Below are 16,768 nucleotides of genomic sequence, written 5' to 3' on the forward strand. Positions count from 1 at the left end.
GCGATGCTGGGAAGAACTGCAAACGGCCTCTACTGGATGTTCCGCTATATCGAGCGGGCCGAGAATATCGCCCGCCTCGTGGATGCGGGCCTTCGCGTCTCGCTGACCCGCACAGGCACCGGCGACGAAGATTGGGACGGAGTGCTGCAGAGCGCGGGCGTGCGCGACGCCTATAGCGAGGTCCACGACACGGTGACCGCCGCCAATGCGACAGATTACCTGCTGCGGGACCAGGCCAACCCTTCGAGCGTCATGTCCTGCATCGAGGCCGGCCGCAACAATGCCCGCATGGTGCGCACCGCCCTGACGCGCGAGACCTGGGAGGCCACCAACGAGTGCTGGATCGACTTGAAGGCGCGGCTTGCACGCAAGGTCAAGGCGGCCGACCTGCCGGAACTGATCGACGTCATCAAGCACCGCTGCGGCCTCATTCGCGGCGCCTTCCACGGCTCGATGCTGAGGAACGAGATCTACAACTTCTCGCGCATCGGCACATTCATCGAACGGGCCGACAATACGAGCCGCATCATCGACGTGAAATATTACGTGCTGCTACCCTCGATCGGTCAGGTCGGTTCGGTGCTCGACAACATGCAATGGGAATCGATCCTGCGATCCGTCTCGGCCCATCGCTCCTACGGCTGGGTCTATGACGGGGAATATCACGCCGCAAACATAGCCGACTTCCTCATCCTCAAGGTGCAGATGCCGCGCTCGCTGGCCTATTGCTACGAGAAGATCGTCGGCAATCTGGCAAACCTTGCCGACGACTATGGCGAGCGGCTGAGGGCGCACGAGACCGCCGATGCCATCCATACGACGCTGAAACGCGGGTCGATCGGAGAGATCATGGACCAGGGCCTGCACGATTTCCTGCAGAGCTTCGTCAGCCGCAACAACCAGCTGAGCGTCGAAATTTCCGAAGGCTATCGCTTCTACCAATAAGTCAGGATCAGCGCCCATGCGGCTGAAAATCTTGCATACGACGGAATATCTCTACGACGCGCCTGTGTCCTACTCGCTGCAGCGCCTGAGGCTGACGCCCGTGACCGGTCCGGGCCAGAAAATCATCGACTGGTCGGTGGCTGCCGATGGCGCGAAGATCGAAACCGGCTATGCCGATCAATACGGCAACCGGGTCGAACTCGTTTCGGCCGAAGGCGCCGAACACATGATCCGCATCGTCGCCGGCGGCGAAGTGGAGATCGAGGATCGCGCAGGCGTCTACGGCTACCATCAGGGCTTTTGCCCGCTATGGCTCTTCCTGCGCGAGACACCGCGCACGAGGCCGGGCAAGCTCATCCGCGAGCTGGCGGGAAGCCTGACCGGCAACAGCGAGCTTGCGAAGATGCACTCGCTCATGGAGACGATCCACGAAACCGTCGCCTACACGCCGGGCGCGACCGACACGGAAACCACCGCCGAACAGGCGCTTGAGGCGAGAACCGGCGTCTGCCAGGACCACGCACATATCTTCATCGCCGCCGTCCGGCTTCTCGATATTCCGGCCCGCTATGTCTCCGGCTATCTGCTGATGGACGACAAGACCGAACAGGTCGCCACCCACGCCTGGGCGGAGGCGCATGTGCCGGGCCTCGGCTGGGTGGGCTTCGATGCCGCGAACAGGATATGCCCGGACGGCCACTATGTGCGGATCGCCTCGGGCCTGTGCTATCGGGATTGCGCACCAGTTTCCGGCCTTCGCATCGGCAGCGCCACCAGCGAAAGCCTCAAGGTTTCACTGACGGTTTCGCGGAAGCAGGGGCAGAGCCAGACGCAGGGATGAGGAGTTTTAGAAGAACTCCTAGCACCTGAGGTGGTTGGAATCAGCGCGAAGCATCCACTACAGCAACGTAGCCTTGCGCCCCGTAGGCCAGAATGGGGCGATCTGCTGTGAGAATTGGAATTCCGAAATGGCGAGCAGTGGCGACAAGCCACCTGTCTGCAGGATCGCTGTGAAAATTTCCGGGTAACCGAACACTATCGACCGATATCGCCGGCTCAAGTTGCGCCCACTTGACACCTGGCCTGTTCAGGTTCTGATCGATCCATAAGCCGACCTCCAAATTCAAGGCCAGCCTGCCGCGTTCGGCGAGCAATGCGATTTCCCAGCAGGTGATTACCGATATGAAAAGGGCATCGGCCTCCGCAGCCTCGTTCAGCAATCGAAGAGCATTTCGGCCGAGACGACTGCTCTCCTCGACCGCCCACACCGCCACATGGGTATCAGCCAATATCATTTAAGGGCTTCCCATTCGCTGGGGTCGATTGCAGGAGCGAAGGGGTCATCATAGCGCAGCACGGAGCCCTTCATGACGCCCACAATACCTTTCTTTTCGCCAGCTTTTTCGGCAACGGGCGCAAGCACCGCGACCGGCTTCCCTCGTTTAGTAATAGTAATGGGCTCACCATCCTCATTGATCTCGTCGATCAAGCGCAGGCAGGTCGCCTTGAATTCGGCGGCAGCAACAGTCTTAGCCTTCATGACCATATCTCCTGTACATGTTACCATGTATATAGTCATCAACAACCATAAGCAACAGAGCAAGCCCCGCGCCATCTCCGCATGCTCTCCTCGCCGGAAGGAGGATGATCCATGCTGTTCGGGCAATCCGTCTTTCAGTCGGTACTGACACGGCTGAAGGAAGAGCAGGCGGAAAATGAGAGCGAGCAGAATGAACCGAGCTTCCGGATAAAGGGGCTCGGCTCGGGCTTCGTTGCCGAAACGGTCGAGGGACAAGCGGCGGCCGCGGGCGAACTCGACGCCTATTTCGCCTTTCCTCCCGAGCCGGCAACGACTGCCGAACCGGCGGCTGAGGCTATTGCCGAAGCGCCCACACCTCCTCCGGAACACCTCCTGCGCCTGAGCCCGGAGGAGATCGCCGCCGATCTCGCGCTCGGACCGGATGAAACCGCTGCCACGCTTGCCGAAAAACGCCGGCTGTTTGCAAGGGCCAACCATCCCGACGGCGTGCCGGAAGAGCTTCGCGACAATGCGAACACTCGCATGAAGACGGCGAACCAGCTGATCGACAGGGCGATCAGGGAACTTTCCCTGCGGTAGCAGAAGGTCTCAGGAATCCGGTCATTCGAAGTCCTTCGCGTGAAAAGACCCTTTCGCGTCGCAGACGCGACGCTGCTGGACCCCTGTGACAAGCACAGGGGTGACGGGGCTTCGATTTACTCCCGCCCCTCATCCACAGGCTTCTCCGCCGGTGGAGGCCGCTTCTCGATGAAAAGCTTGTAGGTGGCATAGGCGCCGAGCGCGCCGACGATGACGCCCCAGAACGGCTCGCCGCCGACAAATTCGATGATCGCCCAGATCCAGCAGACCGCCGGAATCAGGATCCGCCGCCAGAGCGGTTTGTAGAAAGGATGGTCCGGATCGATCATGGCGTCATTCCCCTGCGGCCTGCATATGCGGTTTGGCGGCGATGATATCCTGGTCCGCGATCGAAAAAGCAAGATTGAGATGGCCTTCGAACACAAGCGAGGCTTCATCCGGCACGACGGTCAGGCCCGGCATGCCGCCGAGCCGCACCACCTGGGTCTGGGAAAGCCCCTCTTCGATGCCGGCCTCAAGCAGGTCCTGATGCCGTGTGCCCGGTCCGGTGATAAAGACGGGCATATGGCCATGCAGGCTCAGGAGCCGCGAAATCCCGTTGCCGAGCGCGATTCCCGCCTGGCGGAAGGCGAGCTGGGCCATCCGCCCGCCCTGGCGCGCCCGCGCCGCGATCTTGTCGATCTCGCCGAGCGGCACGAATTTCGCCGGAATGGTATCGAGCGGCACTTCGAAGGCGGTGCGCAGCACTGCGTAGAAACCCGCATAGGCTTCGATGCAGCCGCGCGCGCCGCAGCGGCAGAGCGCGCCGTTCGGAACATGCAGCATGTGCCCGAAATTGGGCGCCGATATTTCGTTGACGCCTGACGCAGTCGTCCGTGCGATGCCGAGACCGATGCTGTGCCCAAGGGAAAGTGCCGCGAGCGTGGAGGCGCCGGCTTCGCGCCGCGCCTCGCGTTCCAGAAGCGCGCCGGCCACCAGCAGCGTCTCGTTGTTGAGGATCACTTTGGCATTCCAGCCCGGTCCGAGCGCGCGTGAAAAATCCACCGCCTGGCTTCCGAAGACCGGCGACCAGACGAGCACCGGCTCGCTCGGATGCGGAAGACCCTTGCTGCTGATCGAGACGATAAGAACGCTGCGCCGGTCGATGCGCGAACGCTCCACCGCCCGCTCCAGCGCCGCCGAGATCGAGGCGATGAAAGCCTCCGTGCCGCCCTCCCCGCGCGGTTCGGTGAAGCGGTCGAGCAGCGTTCCCGCGTAATCCACAAGCGAATACTGGATGGAATCGGACGAGATGATGACCGTGACGAGATAGCCGCAATCGCGGCGCTGGCTGAAGAGCACGCGCGGCCTTCCGCGCCCGCCGGCGGACTGCTGCTCTATCTTCTCGATGATTCGCGCCCGCTCGAGCTCGGCGGTGATGGCAGAAACGGTGGCGGAGGCGAGGCGCGTGGCATCGGCAATCTCGGTATGCGCGAGCCGCCCATGGCGCCGCAGGGCCGAAAGCACGAGCGCGCTGTTCTGCTGCCGGACCAGTTCCGTGCTCGATTTTGCCAGCATTCCCTCGCCGCGCGGGTGACCCGCTCCTTATCCTCGCTCCCTGTCGATACGGCAGCGCCTCCTCCGCGACAAGCGCCGATTGACAGCTTTCAAAATCTCTGACATCTAATTTCTCGACTGTCGAGAAAAAATCTTGGACAGCAATCTGGGCGGGGGGAGAGCTCGGAGGCTTCAAGGCCCATCCGCCGTCACTCGGGAGGACATTATGAACGCTTTCGTAAAGCTGATGGCCGGCGCGGCCGTCTTCGTTTCCATGCAGACAGCAGTTATGGCCCAGGAACTCGTCGTCGGCGTCTCCTGGTCGAACTTCCAGGAAGAACGCTGGAAGACCGACGAGGCCGCGATCAAGAAGGCGCTGGAAGCCGCCGGCGCGAAATATATTTCCGCCGATGCCCAGTCCTCGGCAGCCAAGCAACTCACCGATGTCGAATCGCTGATCTCCCAGGGCGCCAATGCCCTTATCGTTCTGGCGCAGGATTCCGACGCGATCGGCCCCGCGATCGAGAAGGCGACCGCCGAAGGCATTCCGGTCGTCGGCTATGACCGCCTGATCGAAAACCCGGAGGCCTTCTACATCACCTTCGACAACAAGGAAGTGGGCCGCATGCAGGCCCGCGAAGTCTTCAAGGTGAAGCCGGAAGGCAACTACGTCTTCATCAAGGGCTCGTCGGCCGATCCGAACGCGGACTTCCTGTTCGCCGGCCAGATGGAAGTGCTGAAAGAGGCCATCGATGGCGGCAAGATCAAGAATGTCGGCGAAGCCTATACCGACGGCTGGAAGCCGGAAAACGCCCAGAAGAACATGGAGCAGTTCCTGACCGCCAACGACAACAAGGTCGATGCGGTGGTGGCCTCCAACGACGGCACGGCCGGCGGCGCGATTGCAGCCCTCGACGCCCAGGGCCTTGCCGGCTCCGTGCCGGTTTCCGGCCAGGATGCCGACAAGGCGGCGCTGAACCGCGTGGCGCTCGGCACGCAGACGGTCTCCGTCTGGAAGGACAGCCGCGAGCTCGGCAAACACGCCGCCGAAATCGCGCTGGCGCTTGCCGGCGGCAAGACGATGGACGAAATCCCGAACGTGCAGACCTTCTCCGGCGGCGCCAAGGGTGTCGCCATGAAATCGGTCTTCCTGACCCCGCAGCCGATCACGCAGGACAACCTGAACGTCGTCATCGAGGCCGGCTGGATCAGCAAGGCGGAAGCCTGCCAGGGCGTGAAGGCCGGCTCCGTCGCCGCCTGCAACTGAGGGTCTCGATCCTGAACAACCCGACGCCGCAGCTTGTGCCGCGGCGTCGGTTTTCGTCGCGAGATGACGCGGCCGCGCTTTCGGAAAAGCGGCTGAACGTCACGAGGTGCCGCCGCCAAAGGCGCGCAAGACAAGGTGGGGAACGGCAAGACATGGCCGATACGGTGCATACCACGACATCCAGCGGACCGAAGCAGACGGGCGGCAACCTCGTCGCGCGCTTCTTCCGCGCAACCGAAATCGATACCCGCCTGCTCGGCATGGTCGGCGCATTGCTGATCATCTGGATCGGTTTTCACTTTCTCACGGGCGGGCTGTTCCTGACGCCGCGCAACCTCTGGAACCTCTCGGTCCAGACGGCCTCCGTGGCTGTCATGGCGACCGGCATGGTGCTGGTCATCGTCACCCGCAACATCGATCTTTCGGTTGGCTCCATACTCGGCTTCACCGGCATGATCATGGGCGTGCTGCAGGCCAGGCTTCTGCCCGAACTGCTGGGCTTCAACCATCCGGCGATCTGGATCGCCGCGCTTGCCGGCGGGCTGATCGTCGGGGCGCTCATCGGCATGCTGCACGGCCTCATCATCGCCTTTCTCGGCGTGCCCTCCTTCATCGTCACCCTCGGCGGCCTGCTCGTCTGGCGCGGCGCCACCTGGTTCGTGACGAGCGGCCAGACAGTCGCCCCCATGGACGCCAATTTTCGCCTGATGGGCGGCGGCGCGGAAGGCTCGATCGGCGCCACCTGGAGCTGGATCGTCGGCGTCCTCGCCTGCCTCGCCATCGTGGTCGCGATCATCAACGCGCGCCACCAGCGCAAGCGCTTTTCCTTCCCCCGCCGGCCGATCTGGGCCGAATACGTGCTGGGCGCGCTCGGCTGCGCCATCGTGCTCGGCTCGGTATCGATCGCCAACGACTACTACTGGCCGGTCAACATCGCCCGCCGCTATGCGCAGGCCAACAATATCGAATGGCCGGAAGGCGGGCTCTTCATCTCCCACGGCATCGCGATACCGGTCCTGATCGCGATCGCGGTGGGCATCGTCATGACCTTCATTGCAACGAGGCTGCGCTTCGGCCGCTACGTCTTCGCGATCGGCGGCAATCCGGAAGCTGCCGAACTCGCCGGCATCAAGACCCGCTGGGTGACGGTGAAGATCTTCATGCTGATGGGCACGCTCTGCGCCATCGCGGCGGCGATCTCGACCGCCCGCCTCAACGCCGCCACCAATGCGCAGGGCGAGCTCGACGAGCTCTACACCATCGCCGCCGCCGTTATCGGCGGCACCTCGCTCGCCGGCGGCATGGGCACGATCGCCGGCGCCATGCTCGGCGCGCTCGTCATGCAATCCCTGCAATCCGGCATGGTGCTTCTCGGCATCGATACGCCGTTCCAGCGCATCGTCGTCGGCATGGTCCTGGTGATCGCCGTCTGGCTCGACACAGTCTACCGCGCCAGAGCCAAGTAACAGTAAGGAGCACTCATCGTGACGGAACAGGCAACTCCGCTCGTGGAAATGAAGAACATTTCCATCTCCTTCGGCGGCATTCACGCGGTCGAGAACGCTAGCGTCGATCTCTTCCCCGGAGAAGTGGTCGCTCTTCTCGGCCACAACGGCGCAGGTAAGTCGACGCTGATCAAGATTCTTTCCGGCGCCTACCGGCGCGACGAAGGCGATATCCTGATCAACGGCGAGCCCGCCGATATCCGCAACCCGCGCGACGCCAAGAAATACGGCATCGAGACGATCTACCAGACGCTCGCCGTGGCCGATAACGTGGATGCCGCAGCCAACCTCTATCTCGGCCGCGAGCTGCAGACCAAATGGGGCACGCTGGACGATGTCGCTATGGAAGCGAACGCCCGAGAGGTGATGGGGCGCCTCAATCCCAACTTCAAGCGTTTCAAGGAACCGGTGAAGGCACTTTCCGGCGGCCAGCGGCAATCGGTGGCGATCGCCCGCGCCATACTCTTCGACGCGCGCATCCTCATCATGGACGAGCCGACCGCGGCGCTCGGGCCGCACGAGACCGCACAGGTGGGCGACCTCATCAAGCAATTGAAACGCGAAGGCATCGGCATCTTCCTGATCAGCCACGATATCCACGACGTCTTCGATCTCGCCGACCGGGTGTTCGTGATGAAGAACGGCCAGGTGGTGGGCCATGCCCGCACCGAGGACGTGACGAAGGATGAGGTGCTCGGCATGATCATCATGGGCAAGGTGCCCCCCGGCGCCACGCCCGGCCCCGGCGCCATGAAGGTGGCGTGAGGACGAGAGCCTGGATGCGCGCTCCCGCTCGAGAGCGGGCTGCACGCCTCGAACATCCGCTTCCGGGCGGAGGACACATTCTGAGGGAACCGGCCTCTCTCCGGTTCCCCCATTTCTTCTGAAATTGGCGATTGCGGCGCGCAGCATCCTGGGTTAAGAACCAGCCATCGGAAGGGCCGAGTCATCGCCCTCTACGGTCAGCACCCGTAGCTCAGCTGGATAGAGTGTTGGATTCCRATTCCAAAGGTCACAGGTTCGAATCCTGTCGGGTGCGCCATATTTCTCGCCATCTCCCCTTACAGAGGCGGTGTCGGCCCCTGCCAGAAGGGCTTGGAGATCTCTTCCTCGAACTGGCGTCTCGACAGCCCGATATCCTTGAGCAAATGGGGATCGTYCTTCAGTTTTTGCTCGAGCTCGAAGCGAAAGCGCATCCGCTCGCTCCAGGTGACGACGATGTTTCGCAGACCCGCCAGGCTATAGCGCCGGCGCGGAGCTTCAGCCTGCTCAACGTGGGGAATATCGTTCATGACAACCTCCATAGGGTTCGAGGGTCCGGTGACCCTCGGCCTGAAAGAGGTTGAATTCTGCGGGATATGGAGAGCCCGGTAATTAAGCCTTCCCGAATAGTTCCAAAAACTTCCAAAGGGACTGGAGCCTAATGCGATCCGGGATCGCACTCCGGTCTATCTGTTTGTTTTGCCGCATGATCCTGTTTTGAAGGGACTGCAACCTCTCGGGATCATGCTATAGATGCGCCCTATGCAGGGATCGCGCTTTGCCTTTGGTCCATTCGTGCTTGATCCGGAAGCGGGAACGCTCTTTCGGAACGATGATCCCGTGGCCCTCGGCTATCGCGGGGTGAAGCTGCTTGCGGCGCTGGTCGGCCGGTCCGGCGAAATCCTAAGCAAGGCGGAATTGATGGATGCTGCATGGCCCGGCATGGCCGTCGAGGAAGGCAATCTCACGGTCCAGATCGCGCAGCTCAGGAAGCTGCTCGGCCCGGTTGGCGACGCCGGTGACGGAGGCAGCGAATGGATCGCCACCATCCCGCGCGTCGGCTACCGCTTTCTGGGCGCCGTCGAACGGCTGGGCGGCAAACGAAAACCCCTGCCCCTGCCCGACAAGCCATCGATCGCCGTGCTGCCTTTCGTGAATATCAGCGACGAGCCCGAACAGGGCGCCTTCGCGGACGGGCTGACCGAAGATCTGATAACCGACCTTTCCAGGAATTCGGGCCTGTTCGTCATCGCACGCAATTCCTCCCTTGCCTACAGGGGAAAGGCGATGGACGTGCGCGCGATCGCCGAGGAGCTCGGCGTGCGCTATCTCCTGGAGGGGAGCGCCAGACGCGCCGCGGGCCGTGTGCGCATCAATGCCCAACTGATCGACGCGACGAGCGGCGATCACCTATGGGCGGAACGCTTCGATCGCGGTCTGGACGATATCTTTGCAGTTCAGGACGAGGTGACGGCGAGGATCGTGGAGGCGCTGCTCGGCAGGCTCGGCGCTCCGCCGCCGCGCAATCGGCCGAAGAACCTCGAGGCTTACGATCTCTGCGTGCGGGCGCGCCGGCTGATGGATGACACGCCGCAGATGGCGCGGGAAGCGCATCTGATGCTGACGCGCGCGATTTCGCTCGATCCCGATTATGCCGAGGCCTATCGCTGGCTTGCCATGAACCACTGGATGGGATGGGTGCATTCCGGCGGCCCGACGGAAACCGACCGCGGCGTCGCGCTGGAACTGGCGCGCAAGGCCGTCGCGATCGATCCCAACAGTGCCGGCTCGCGCTGGATTCTCGCCTATCTGCTTGCCTATGAGCGCAGCTTCGCCGAGGCGGATGCGGAATTCGAAAAGGCGATCGCGCTCGACCCCAACGAGGCCGACACGTTTGCGGCCCTGTCCGACATCGCAATTCTGGCCGGGCGGATCGAGGAGGGACAGGAGCATATCGCCAAGGCCTTCCGGCTGAACCCGTTTCCTGCCAGCTGGTACTACCTGGCGCTAGGCCAGGCACAATATGCGGCCGGCCGATATGAAGCCGCCGTCGAGACGCTGCGGAGCGACGAAACCTATCGGACAAGCTCGCGCCGTTTTCTGGCGGCAAGCCTTGCGCAGCTCGGCCGGCTCGACGAGGCGCACGCGGAAGCCGAACTCTTCCTTGTCGGCAATCCGCATTTCACGATCGGTCACTGGGCGGCGACGGAGCCGTTCCGCGACGCCGCGACGCTCCAGCACTTCGTCGACGGCTTCCGCAAGGCGGGCCTGCCGGAGTAATCGCTCCTACCCCTCGAAGCGGCTGGTCTCGTCGCGATCACGCTCATATCGTCGCTCGAGCGGGAACGGCGGCAGCCAGGCCTCGCGGCGGACTGTCCAGAGCTCGTAGGTCGGCACCAGCTGGTCGGTGGCATCGAGCGATCCGAGGTTCACTTCGATTTCGTCGCCGCTGCGGGAGAAAACGGGCGAGCCGCAGCGGGGGCAGAAATGCCGCCCGGCATAATCGCGCGTCTCGCCGTCGATCGCCACCGCATCCTCGGGAAAGATTGCGGACGCATGAAAAAGGGCGCCGTGATGCTTGCGGCAATCGAGACAGTGACAGATGCCGACCCGGTACGGGCGTCCCGCCGCCACAAATCGGACATTGCCGCAAAGGCAGCCGCCGGTGAAACGATCCATGCCGCGTCTCCTCCTCCAGGGTCAAGCGATGGACATGGCTACAACGAGCAGCCCCGCCATTGCAATTGACCGGAGGACGAAAGGGAAACCCGGAATGGCTGCCGCTCTTTCACGGCTTACCAAAATTTAACGGAATGGACATGCAACCGTAGGCCGTGGAAGCGCATTGTTTGCCCGTATTCAGGCAAGGCCATCCAAGCCGCGCCTGAAGAACAAAAGGAACAGGACCATGTGGACCAATAGCAGGAAGCTAGTCACCACCGGCCTGGTCGCCTTGACAATTGCGGGCACCACAATTGCCACCGCCTCCCAGGCTGAAGCTCACAACAATTTCGGACGCGGCCTTGCCGCCGGTATCGCGGGCACCATCGTCGGCGGCGCCCTCATTGCCGGAGCCGCCCGCCCCGCCTATGCCGGCCCCGTTTATGAGGCGCCTGCCTACGAACCCGTCTACCGTCCCTATCCCGCCTGCCATGTCGTCTGGCGCCAGAATGCCTGGGGCGACATGTATCGAGCACGCGTCTGCGATTGACGTGCTGCCCCTCGGAAAGCCGAAGGTGTCACGTGCGTAAATGTGGAATCGCTAAGGCTTTATGATCCCACTTTATAGCTTTTGACTGCCTTCGGCCCCGAAGCCGGCATTGCAAAACCCGGTCGCTCGCACACGGATTTTGCGACAGGACTTCCTCTCAAAAAACCTCTCGAAGCAGCTTGCGAATCACATAAGTGTATGCTTATGTGTCTTCATGATCGAGAACGACATTTTCCGAGCTTTGGCAGACCCGACCCGCCGCGCGATCTTTGAGAAGCTGGCGGCGGGGAGCATGAACGCCAGCGCGTTGCGCGAGGGCATGGAGATCAGCCAGCCGGCGATGTCGCAACACCTCTCGGTTCTGCGGAGCGCAAAGCTCGTGAGGGAAGAACGGCAGGGGCGTTTCGTGAATTACGAGGTCGATCCCGACGGGTTGGCCCTCATCGCCCAGTGGCTCGCAAAATACCGCGCCTATTGGCCGGAACGTATCGCAGCGCTCAAGGTCTTGCTGAAGGACATGGATCAATGAACGAAGGGAAGACCAAGGAGCAGGATAGCGGCGTCGAGCTGGAGTTCGACTTGGGCGATCCGCCGCAAAAGGTCTGGCGTGCCGTCACCATTCCCGAACTCCGGGAAAGATGGCTGCCGAAGGAAGCATTGGCCGATCCCGATGCGATCACCGTCACCCCCGGCCAGGAAGTTCGCTATAGGCTGCGTGACGATAACCCGCCGTTCGTTGAAAGCACCGTGACGTTCAAGATCATCCCCAATGCCACTGGCGGCACCTGCCTTCGGATCGTCCACGAACTGACGGACGCAAGATTCGTTGAAAAGACAAGAGCGCCGGCGAACAGCAACAGCCCGCCCCTCATGCTCGCCGCCTGACACGGCGAGCCTTCCCATTAAATTCTGAAGTCTGGAGGTCGCCGATGGGCGAAGCGATGCAACTCGTCCCTATGGTCATAGAACAGTCCAGCCGGGGAGAGCGATCTTTTGATATCTATTCCCGGCTTCTGCGCGAGCGGATTATCTTTCTGAACGGCGAGGTGAACGATACCGTTTCGGCGCTCGTATGCGCGCAACTGCTGTTTCTCGAAGCGGAAAATCCCAAGAGGCCGATCCATCTCTATATCAATTCGCCAGGTGGGGTCGTGACCAGCGGTCTCGCGATGTACGACACCATGCACTACATTCGTGCACCGGTTCATACGCTGTGCATGGGGACCGCCCGGTCGATGGGCTCGTTCCTGTTGATGTCGGGCCAGCCGGGCGAGCGCGCCGCGCTTCCCAATGCCAGCATCCACATTCACCAGCCATTGGGCGGCTTTCAGGGACAGGCATCGGACATGCTCATCCATGCCGAGGAAATGCAGAAAACCAAACACCGCATGACACGGCTCTACGCCGAGCATTGCGGGCGCTCCTATGAGGATTTTGAGCGCGCGATGGATCGCGACCGCTTCATGACGGCGGAAGAAGCGTTGGAATGGGGCCTTATAGATCGTATTCTGAAGGTTCGGGAAGACACGAGCAGCCTGCAAGCCTTGCCGCAAGGCCCCGATTGCGAGGTCACGGAATAAGGGGCGGCAGCCATTATGGCCGCCGCGTCCGGCACATGGTTGCCATCGTGCTTCAAATGCCCGAGCGGTGCGTCAGTCGTTGATGGCGATGATCTTCACCGCCATATGCTGTTCGTCCTTTCCGATCTCGGAGAACCACACCTCGCCATCGCCGATCATCACGCCCTGCCAGTTTGCAAACAGCGTCGGATAGGTCTGCTTGGCGACGGCTCCCTTCACTTTCGCCGTGACCACCTTGTCGTAGTCGGCGATGAAATGCCTGGCATCGTTGATCTTGACGGCCTTGCCGCCGATGCGCGCCTGAAAGGGATAATCCACCATGCTCGCGACGGTTTCCTTGTCGTCGGCAGCGACCGCCTTCTGCAACTTGGCGAGGAAGTCCGCATAGGGCTTGTGATCGCCGAACAGGCCGTCGAGCGATTTGTCCGTATCGGCCGCCGTCTGCGCGATTGCGGGCGCCGATAGCGCCAGGATACCGGTGAACGCCAGGATCAATGCCTTCTTCATGTCACGACTCCTCGAATTGAACTCGATACCGGATAATTCACAATGGTAGTGCTGCGACTGATTTTCCAACCGGGAACATGCCCCTTTGGTTAACGATATAGGCAAAAGCGGTTGCGCTACGGTGACGGAATCGGGTCACTGGCTGTTGCCGAAATATTTTCGCCGCAGGTTTTCCAGCGCGCCCGCCTCCTGCAATGCGAGGATCTGCAGGGTGATCTCGTGGCTGAGCGCGTCACCATGCCTGAAGCCGAAGCCGTATTTGTCCGGGTGAAAGATCGGTCCAACGACGGAGAGGGCGGAGGCACGGCCGGAGACCAGGCCCGCCACGGCCCCGTCGATATCGGAATATGCGTCGGTGGCAAGCCGCAGCTCGTTCGAATAGCCTTCCGCCACGCTGCCGCCGAGCACGCCGACGGTCTTTCCCGGCAGGTCGGCAAGGGAATTGACCTGATGCGTCAGCGTCAGCGCCGTCATGACACTGGTTACGGACGAGGTGAGATAGGCGATGACGGCCACGCCGCAAACCATCCAAATCCCGCCGGAAATCCTTCCCACCCAGCCGAGCGCGTTGGGCCGCGTGACCTTGCCGGACGTCGCGACCGACATGACCTCGTAGAAGCTCTCGGCGAGGCCCTCATGCCAGGTTTGCGGAAAAGACTTGTCGATGCGGCGGTAAAACAGGGCGAGAACGAGCGTGGCGATCAGGACGATGAAGGCGAGCCAGGCCATGGCGCGGAGGTGACCGGCACGCTCCAGTCCGCCGATGACCTGCCAGAATCCCGCATCCTCGCTATCCGCCACCATGATGCGCAGACCGGCGTCGTACCAGGGCTGGGAAAACGTGATGCGCTCGACCCGGTCCTTGGTGATCGTCAGATTGGAAACGGCTACATCCGCCTCGCCGCGCTCCGTCGCCGCGATGAGGGCTTCGAAACTCGGATAGTCGCGATAGCTGTAGACGAGGTTCAGCGGCCTTGCCGTCGCCTCCCACAGCTCGATCGCCATCCCGGAATAGTGCTCGCCATCCTTCATCACGAAAGGAGGGCTTACATAAACCCCGACCGTCAGGGGCCTCGGCGGAGCCGGCTGGTCCTGAGCCTGCGCGGGACGAAGATAGGAGGACGCGGCAATGAATAGGAGAATCAAAATCGATATGCGGCAATATCTCATCGGTTCGTCCCCAATCTTCCTTCCTCCAGTTCGGCGTTCCTTGCAAAGCGTGATCGGCGGCGGCTCCAATTCGATTTAAGACAGCGACGGATATTGTCGATACGCGCTGGCGGCGAACGGCCGTCCGGTGGTGACGAGCGGCCTCTTCAGGGAACGACCTTTCCCAAGGCGCGTTGGTTTCGAAAACCATCGGAGGATGCCATGAACGAGGACAAGAAGGCGCGCGAAGCCGTCGAAAGCGGCAAACCGCTGAAACCGGCCAAGGAGCCGGCAGGCCCGCATGCCAAGGAACATCTGATCGACCGCGACAAGACGCCCGGTTCCGGTTCTCTGCCTGAGCCCGGCGGCAAGGAGGCCGATGTCGGGCCGGACTGATCCGGAGCTATCGGAAGCCTTCCTTCGCTGCGACGCCATGGCGCTTGCCCGGTTAGCGCCGCCGGACTACACCCGCAGGGACGATCCAAAAAGGCGGGCCGGAAGCTCTCATGGCAGGCGAAACAATCACACTCTACGAAGCGATCGGCGGCGATCAGACCATCCGCGCTCTGGTGAAGCGTTTCTATGAACTCATGGATACGCTGCCCGAGGCCGCCCGCTGCCGCGCCATCCATCCGCCGAGCCTCGAAGGAAGCGAGGCAAAGCTCTACGATTACCTCACCGGCTATCTCGGCGGCCCGCCGGTCTATGTCGAGAAATACGGCCATCCCCGCTTGCGATCGCGCCACTTCATGGCCGAGATCGGCCCCGCCGAGCGCGACGAATGGATGCTCTGCTTCCGCCGCGCCATGGAAGAGACGATCGAAAATCCAAAGCTGCGCGACATCATCTGGCCGCCGATCGAGCGCCTCGCCTTCCACATGCAGAACCGGGAATAGGCCCATGGAAAGACTCGGCAATCTCAGACCGTTGATTCTGTTTGTGAGCGGACTCATGGGAACAGCGGGCGTGGCTCTGGCGGCGGCGGCAAGCCATGGCGGCGACACTCAGTTTCTCGGATCGGCCTCCACTATGTGCCTCGCCCATGCGCCGGTCCTGCTGGGGCTCTATCTCGCGCATGGCCATTTCCGGACAGYGACGCCGGGGGCGCTGGTGCTGGGGCTCGGCACGATCATCTTCGCCGGCGACTTGGTGGCGCGGCATTTCCTCGGCGTGCGGCTGTTTCCGATGGCAGCGCCGATTGGTGGGATGGGAATGATGCTCGGCTGGCTGCTCGTGGCTGTGGGCGCGTTTATGAGGGCGCGGGAAGTCTAAGCCCCCCTCTGGCATGCCGGCCATCTCCCCCATAGGGGGAGAATACTCGTGGCACGGCCTTGCCACATCCATTAGCCCTCCCCTTTTGAGTGCGTGATCGCCTATGAAACGTGAGGCGGTCCGGCATCTCTAACCCTCCCCCTTGTGGGGAGGGTGGCCGGCAGGCGGGAGGGGTTTTCAAGTGCGATGCGGACGAGACTTTGCCTACCGCCTGAACGCCAGCACGCGCCCCGCTTCGGCGGCCGGCACATCGGAGTAATGCGATCTCGAGCCTGCGGGAAAGGCAACCACATTGGTCATGTCGGCCTGCGCTTCCGCGCGGCGCGTCAGCAATTCATAAAGTTCGGGCACCAGCCCGTCGCCGTTCTGCTGGGCCAGCTTGTGGAGCCCGATGAACAGGCCGGCGTCAGGACGTTCTTCGTTCATCATTGCGTTCCTTCATGGTCTGAAGCGCCCGCTCCAGACTGGATTTCGAGCCGTTGCGCAGCGGAATGAAGGTCTTGCCGAACTTCTTGCAGCCGGTCTTGACCCTCAGACACGCATCGTGGCTGATACAGTCGATAGGGCAGAAGACGCAGTCGACCGAAGGCAGGACGGTATCGATGCGCGAGACCGCCTCCCGCAACCCGCCGTCGTGATGGATGAGTTCCGCGCCGTAGGTGCTGGCGATTTCCCTCAGAWGCGCCACTTGGCAATCGCGCCCGCCGACATAAAGGAAGCTGCGAATATCCATCGCGTTGCCGGCAGGGCTTTTGGGGCTTTCCGCCTGGCCGCCATTGCCGTTCTTCCGCTTCTGCTTCTTCGCCATGAGGTCCCCGTCTGGCAGTCGATTCCGTTTGGATGAGCGGCACCATAGTAAAGTTGATTTTCAGAGTAAAGATTAAAGTGGACTCTTTTTATCATGAATTTTTTGGG

Annotated in this window: 24 protein-coding genes and 1 tRNA gene; 15 read left to right on the plus strand and 10 right to left on the minus strand. The window is 62.1% G+C overall.

What is annotated here, in order from left to right:
- Window positions 1–3: 3 nt before the first annotated feature.
- Entirely contained in the window at window positions 4–945 is a 942-nt protein-coding gene (locus tag LCM4573_RS01915) for an alpha-E domain-containing protein (RefSeq protein ID WP_071004142.1), read from the plus strand.
- A gap of 16 nt (window positions 946–961) precedes the next feature.
- Entirely contained in the window at window positions 962–1,786 is an 825-nt protein-coding gene (locus LCM4573_RS01920) for a transglutaminase family protein (protein WP_071004143.1), read from the plus strand.
- A 40-nt stretch (window positions 1,787–1,826) separates the two neighbouring features.
- On the opposite strand, the gene LCM4573_RS01925 is transcribed toward LCM4573_RS01920, so the two are convergent.
- Complete coding sequence (locus tag LCM4573_RS01925; RefSeq protein ID WP_071004144.1) at window positions 1,827–2,240, minus strand: type II toxin-antitoxin system VapC family toxin; 414 nt, start codon at window positions 2,238–2,240, stop codon at window positions 1,827–1,829.
- Window positions 2,237–2,485, minus strand: a complete 249-nt coding sequence (locus tag LCM4573_RS01930) for a type II toxin-antitoxin system Phd/YefM family antitoxin (RefSeq protein WP_071005131.1) — start codon at window positions 2,483–2,485, stop codon at window positions 2,237–2,239. Before LCM4573_RS01930 ends, LCM4573_RS01925 begins: the two co-directional genes overlap by 4 nt.
- Before the next feature lie 111 nt (window positions 2,486–2,596).
- On the opposite strand from LCM4573_RS01930, the gene LCM4573_RS01935 reads away from it, so the two are divergent.
- The gene (locus tag LCM4573_RS01935; protein ID WP_071004145.1) at window positions 2,597–3,064 is read left to right on the plus strand and encodes a hypothetical protein; all 468 of its coding nucleotides are present in this window, start codon (window positions 2,597–2,599) and stop codon (window positions 3,062–3,064) included.
- A 116-nt stretch (window positions 3,065–3,180) separates the two neighbouring features.
- Here LCM4573_RS01935 and LCM4573_RS01940 read toward each other — a convergent pair whose 3' ends face one another.
- Together LCM4573_RS01940 and LCM4573_RS01945 are read right to left on the minus strand one after the other, a co-directional pair.
- Entirely contained in the window at window positions 3,181–3,393 is a 213-nt protein-coding gene (locus LCM4573_RS01940; RefSeq protein WP_071004146.1) for a hypothetical protein, read from the minus strand.
- Between the two features lie 4 nt (window positions 3,394–3,397).
- A complete protein-coding gene (locus tag LCM4573_RS01945) occupies window positions 3,398–4,621 on the minus strand; it encodes an ROK family transcriptional regulator (protein ID WP_071004147.1) in 1,224 nt (407 codons plus the stop codon).
- Window positions 4,622–4,826: 205 nt separating this feature from the next.
- Here LCM4573_RS01945 and xylF point away from each other — a divergent pair, with 205 nt between their 5' ends.
- From xylF to LCM4573_RS01965, 4 genes are all read left to right on the plus strand, one after another.
- Window positions 4,827–5,867: a D-xylose ABC transporter substrate-binding protein gene (xylF, locus tag LCM4573_RS01950; protein WP_071004148.1), complete on the plus strand. Its 1,041-nt coding sequence runs from the start codon at window positions 4,827–4,829 to the stop codon at window positions 5,865–5,867.
- A gap of 152 nt (window positions 5,868–6,019) precedes the next feature.
- Entirely contained in the window at window positions 6,020–7,333 is a 1,314-nt protein-coding gene (locus LCM4573_RS01955) for a sugar ABC transporter permease (RefSeq protein WP_071004149.1), read from the plus strand.
- 18 nt (window positions 7,334–7,351) lie between these two features.
- Window positions 7,352–8,137 carry an ATP-binding cassette domain-containing protein gene (locus LCM4573_RS01960; RefSeq protein WP_071004150.1) on the plus strand — a complete coding sequence of 262 codons (786 nt, stop codon included), beginning with the start codon at window positions 7,352–7,354 and terminating at the stop codon, window positions 8,135–8,137.
- A gap of 200 nt (window positions 8,138–8,337) precedes the next feature.
- Window positions 8,338–8,414: transfer RNA gene (locus LCM4573_RS01965), tRNA-OTHER, on the plus strand.
- A 19-nt stretch (window positions 8,415–8,433) separates the two neighbouring features.
- Here the strand turns inward: LCM4573_RS01965 and LCM4573_RS01970 are convergent.
- On the minus strand, window positions 8,434–8,664 hold the full coding sequence (locus LCM4573_RS01970; RefSeq protein ID WP_071004151.1) for a DUF1127 domain-containing protein: 231 nt from the start codon (window positions 8,662–8,664) through the stop codon (window positions 8,434–8,436).
- A 232-nt stretch (window positions 8,665–8,896) separates the two neighbouring features.
- Between LCM4573_RS01970 and LCM4573_RS01975 the strand changes: the two genes are divergently transcribed.
- Window positions 8,897–10,414, plus strand: coding sequence for a winged helix-turn-helix domain-containing tetratricopeptide repeat protein (locus LCM4573_RS01975; protein WP_071004152.1), 1,518 nt, complete (start codon window positions 8,897–8,899; stop codon window positions 10,412–10,414).
- 6 nt (window positions 10,415–10,420) lie between these two features.
- Here the strand turns inward: LCM4573_RS01975 and LCM4573_RS01980 are convergent, their stop codons facing one another.
- Complete coding sequence (locus tag LCM4573_RS01980) at window positions 10,421–10,813, minus strand: GFA family protein (RefSeq protein WP_071004153.1); 393 nt, start codon at window positions 10,811–10,813, stop codon at window positions 10,421–10,423.
- A 229-nt stretch (window positions 10,814–11,042) separates the two neighbouring features.
- Here LCM4573_RS01980 and LCM4573_RS01985 point away from each other — a divergent pair, with 229 nt between their 5' ends.
- From LCM4573_RS01985 to LCM4573_RS02000, 4 genes are all read left to right on the plus strand, one after another.
- Complete coding sequence (locus tag LCM4573_RS01985) at window positions 11,043–11,345, plus strand: hypothetical protein (protein ID WP_071004154.1); 303 nt, start codon at window positions 11,043–11,045, stop codon at window positions 11,343–11,345.
- 214 nt (window positions 11,346–11,559) lie between these two features.
- A complete protein-coding gene (locus tag LCM4573_RS01990) occupies window positions 11,560–11,874 on the plus strand; it encodes a helix-turn-helix transcriptional regulator (RefSeq protein WP_071005132.1) in 315 nt (104 codons plus the stop codon).
- The gene (locus tag LCM4573_RS01995; protein ID WP_071004155.1) at window positions 11,871–12,230 is read left to right on the plus strand and encodes an SRPBCC domain-containing protein; all 360 of its coding nucleotides are present in this window, start codon (window positions 11,871–11,873) and stop codon (window positions 12,228–12,230) included. Before LCM4573_RS01990 ends, LCM4573_RS01995 begins: the two co-directional genes overlap by 4 nt.
- Window positions 12,231–12,274: 44 nt before the next feature.
- Window positions 12,275–12,925 (plus strand): ATP-dependent Clp protease proteolytic subunit, encoded by a 651-nt coding sequence (locus tag LCM4573_RS02000; protein ID WP_071004156.1) that lies wholly within the window; start codon window positions 12,275–12,277, stop codon window positions 12,923–12,925.
- Window positions 12,926–12,997: 72 nt separating this feature from the next.
- Here LCM4573_RS02000 and LCM4573_RS02005 read toward each other — a convergent pair whose 3' ends face one another.
- Both LCM4573_RS02005 and LCM4573_RS02010 read right to left on the minus strand, forming a co-directional pair.
- Window positions 12,998–13,432: a hypothetical protein gene (locus LCM4573_RS02005; RefSeq protein ID WP_071004157.1), complete on the minus strand. Its 435-nt coding sequence runs from the start codon at window positions 13,430–13,432 to the stop codon at window positions 12,998–13,000.
- Between the two features lie 135 nt (window positions 13,433–13,567).
- Complete coding sequence (locus LCM4573_RS02010; protein ID WP_071004158.1) at window positions 13,568–14,602, minus strand: transporter substrate-binding domain-containing protein; 1,035 nt, start codon at window positions 14,600–14,602, stop codon at window positions 13,568–13,570.
- Between the two features lie 201 nt (window positions 14,603–14,803).
- Here LCM4573_RS02010 and LCM4573_RS28220 point away from each other — a divergent pair, with 201 nt between their 5' ends.
- From LCM4573_RS28220 to LCM4573_RS02020, 3 genes are all read left to right on the plus strand, one after another.
- Window positions 14,804–14,977: a hypothetical protein gene (locus LCM4573_RS28220; protein WP_198539673.1), complete on the plus strand. Its 174-nt coding sequence runs from the start codon at window positions 14,804–14,806 to the stop codon at window positions 14,975–14,977.
- Between the two features lie 110 nt (window positions 14,978–15,087).
- Complete coding sequence (locus tag LCM4573_RS02015) at window positions 15,088–15,477, plus strand: group II truncated hemoglobin (protein ID WP_071004159.1); 390 nt, start codon at window positions 15,088–15,090, stop codon at window positions 15,475–15,477.
- 4 nt (window positions 15,478–15,481) lie between these two features.
- Complete coding sequence (locus LCM4573_RS02020) at window positions 15,482–15,853, plus strand: DUF423 domain-containing protein (protein ID WP_071004160.1); 372 nt, start codon at window positions 15,482–15,484, stop codon at window positions 15,851–15,853.
- Window positions 15,854–16,057: 204 nt separating this feature from the next.
- Here LCM4573_RS02020 and LCM4573_RS02025 read toward each other — a convergent pair whose 3' ends face one another.
- Both LCM4573_RS02025 and LCM4573_RS02030 read right to left on the minus strand, forming a co-directional pair.
- Window positions 16,058–16,279, minus strand: coding sequence for a hypothetical protein (locus tag LCM4573_RS02025; RefSeq protein ID WP_071005133.1), 222 nt, complete (start codon window positions 16,277–16,279; stop codon window positions 16,058–16,060).
- A complete protein-coding gene (locus LCM4573_RS02030) occupies window positions 16,260–16,661 on the minus strand; it encodes a DUF2325 domain-containing protein (RefSeq protein WP_071004161.1) in 402 nt (133 codons plus the stop codon). Before LCM4573_RS02030 ends, LCM4573_RS02025 begins: the two co-directional genes overlap by 20 nt.
- Window positions 16,662–16,768 lie beyond the last annotated feature (107 nt).

It is taken from the genome of Rhizobium sp. LCM 4573, from assembly GCF_001854865.1.
Classification (GTDB): domain Bacteria; phylum Pseudomonadota; class Alphaproteobacteria; order Rhizobiales; family Rhizobiaceae; genus Neorhizobium.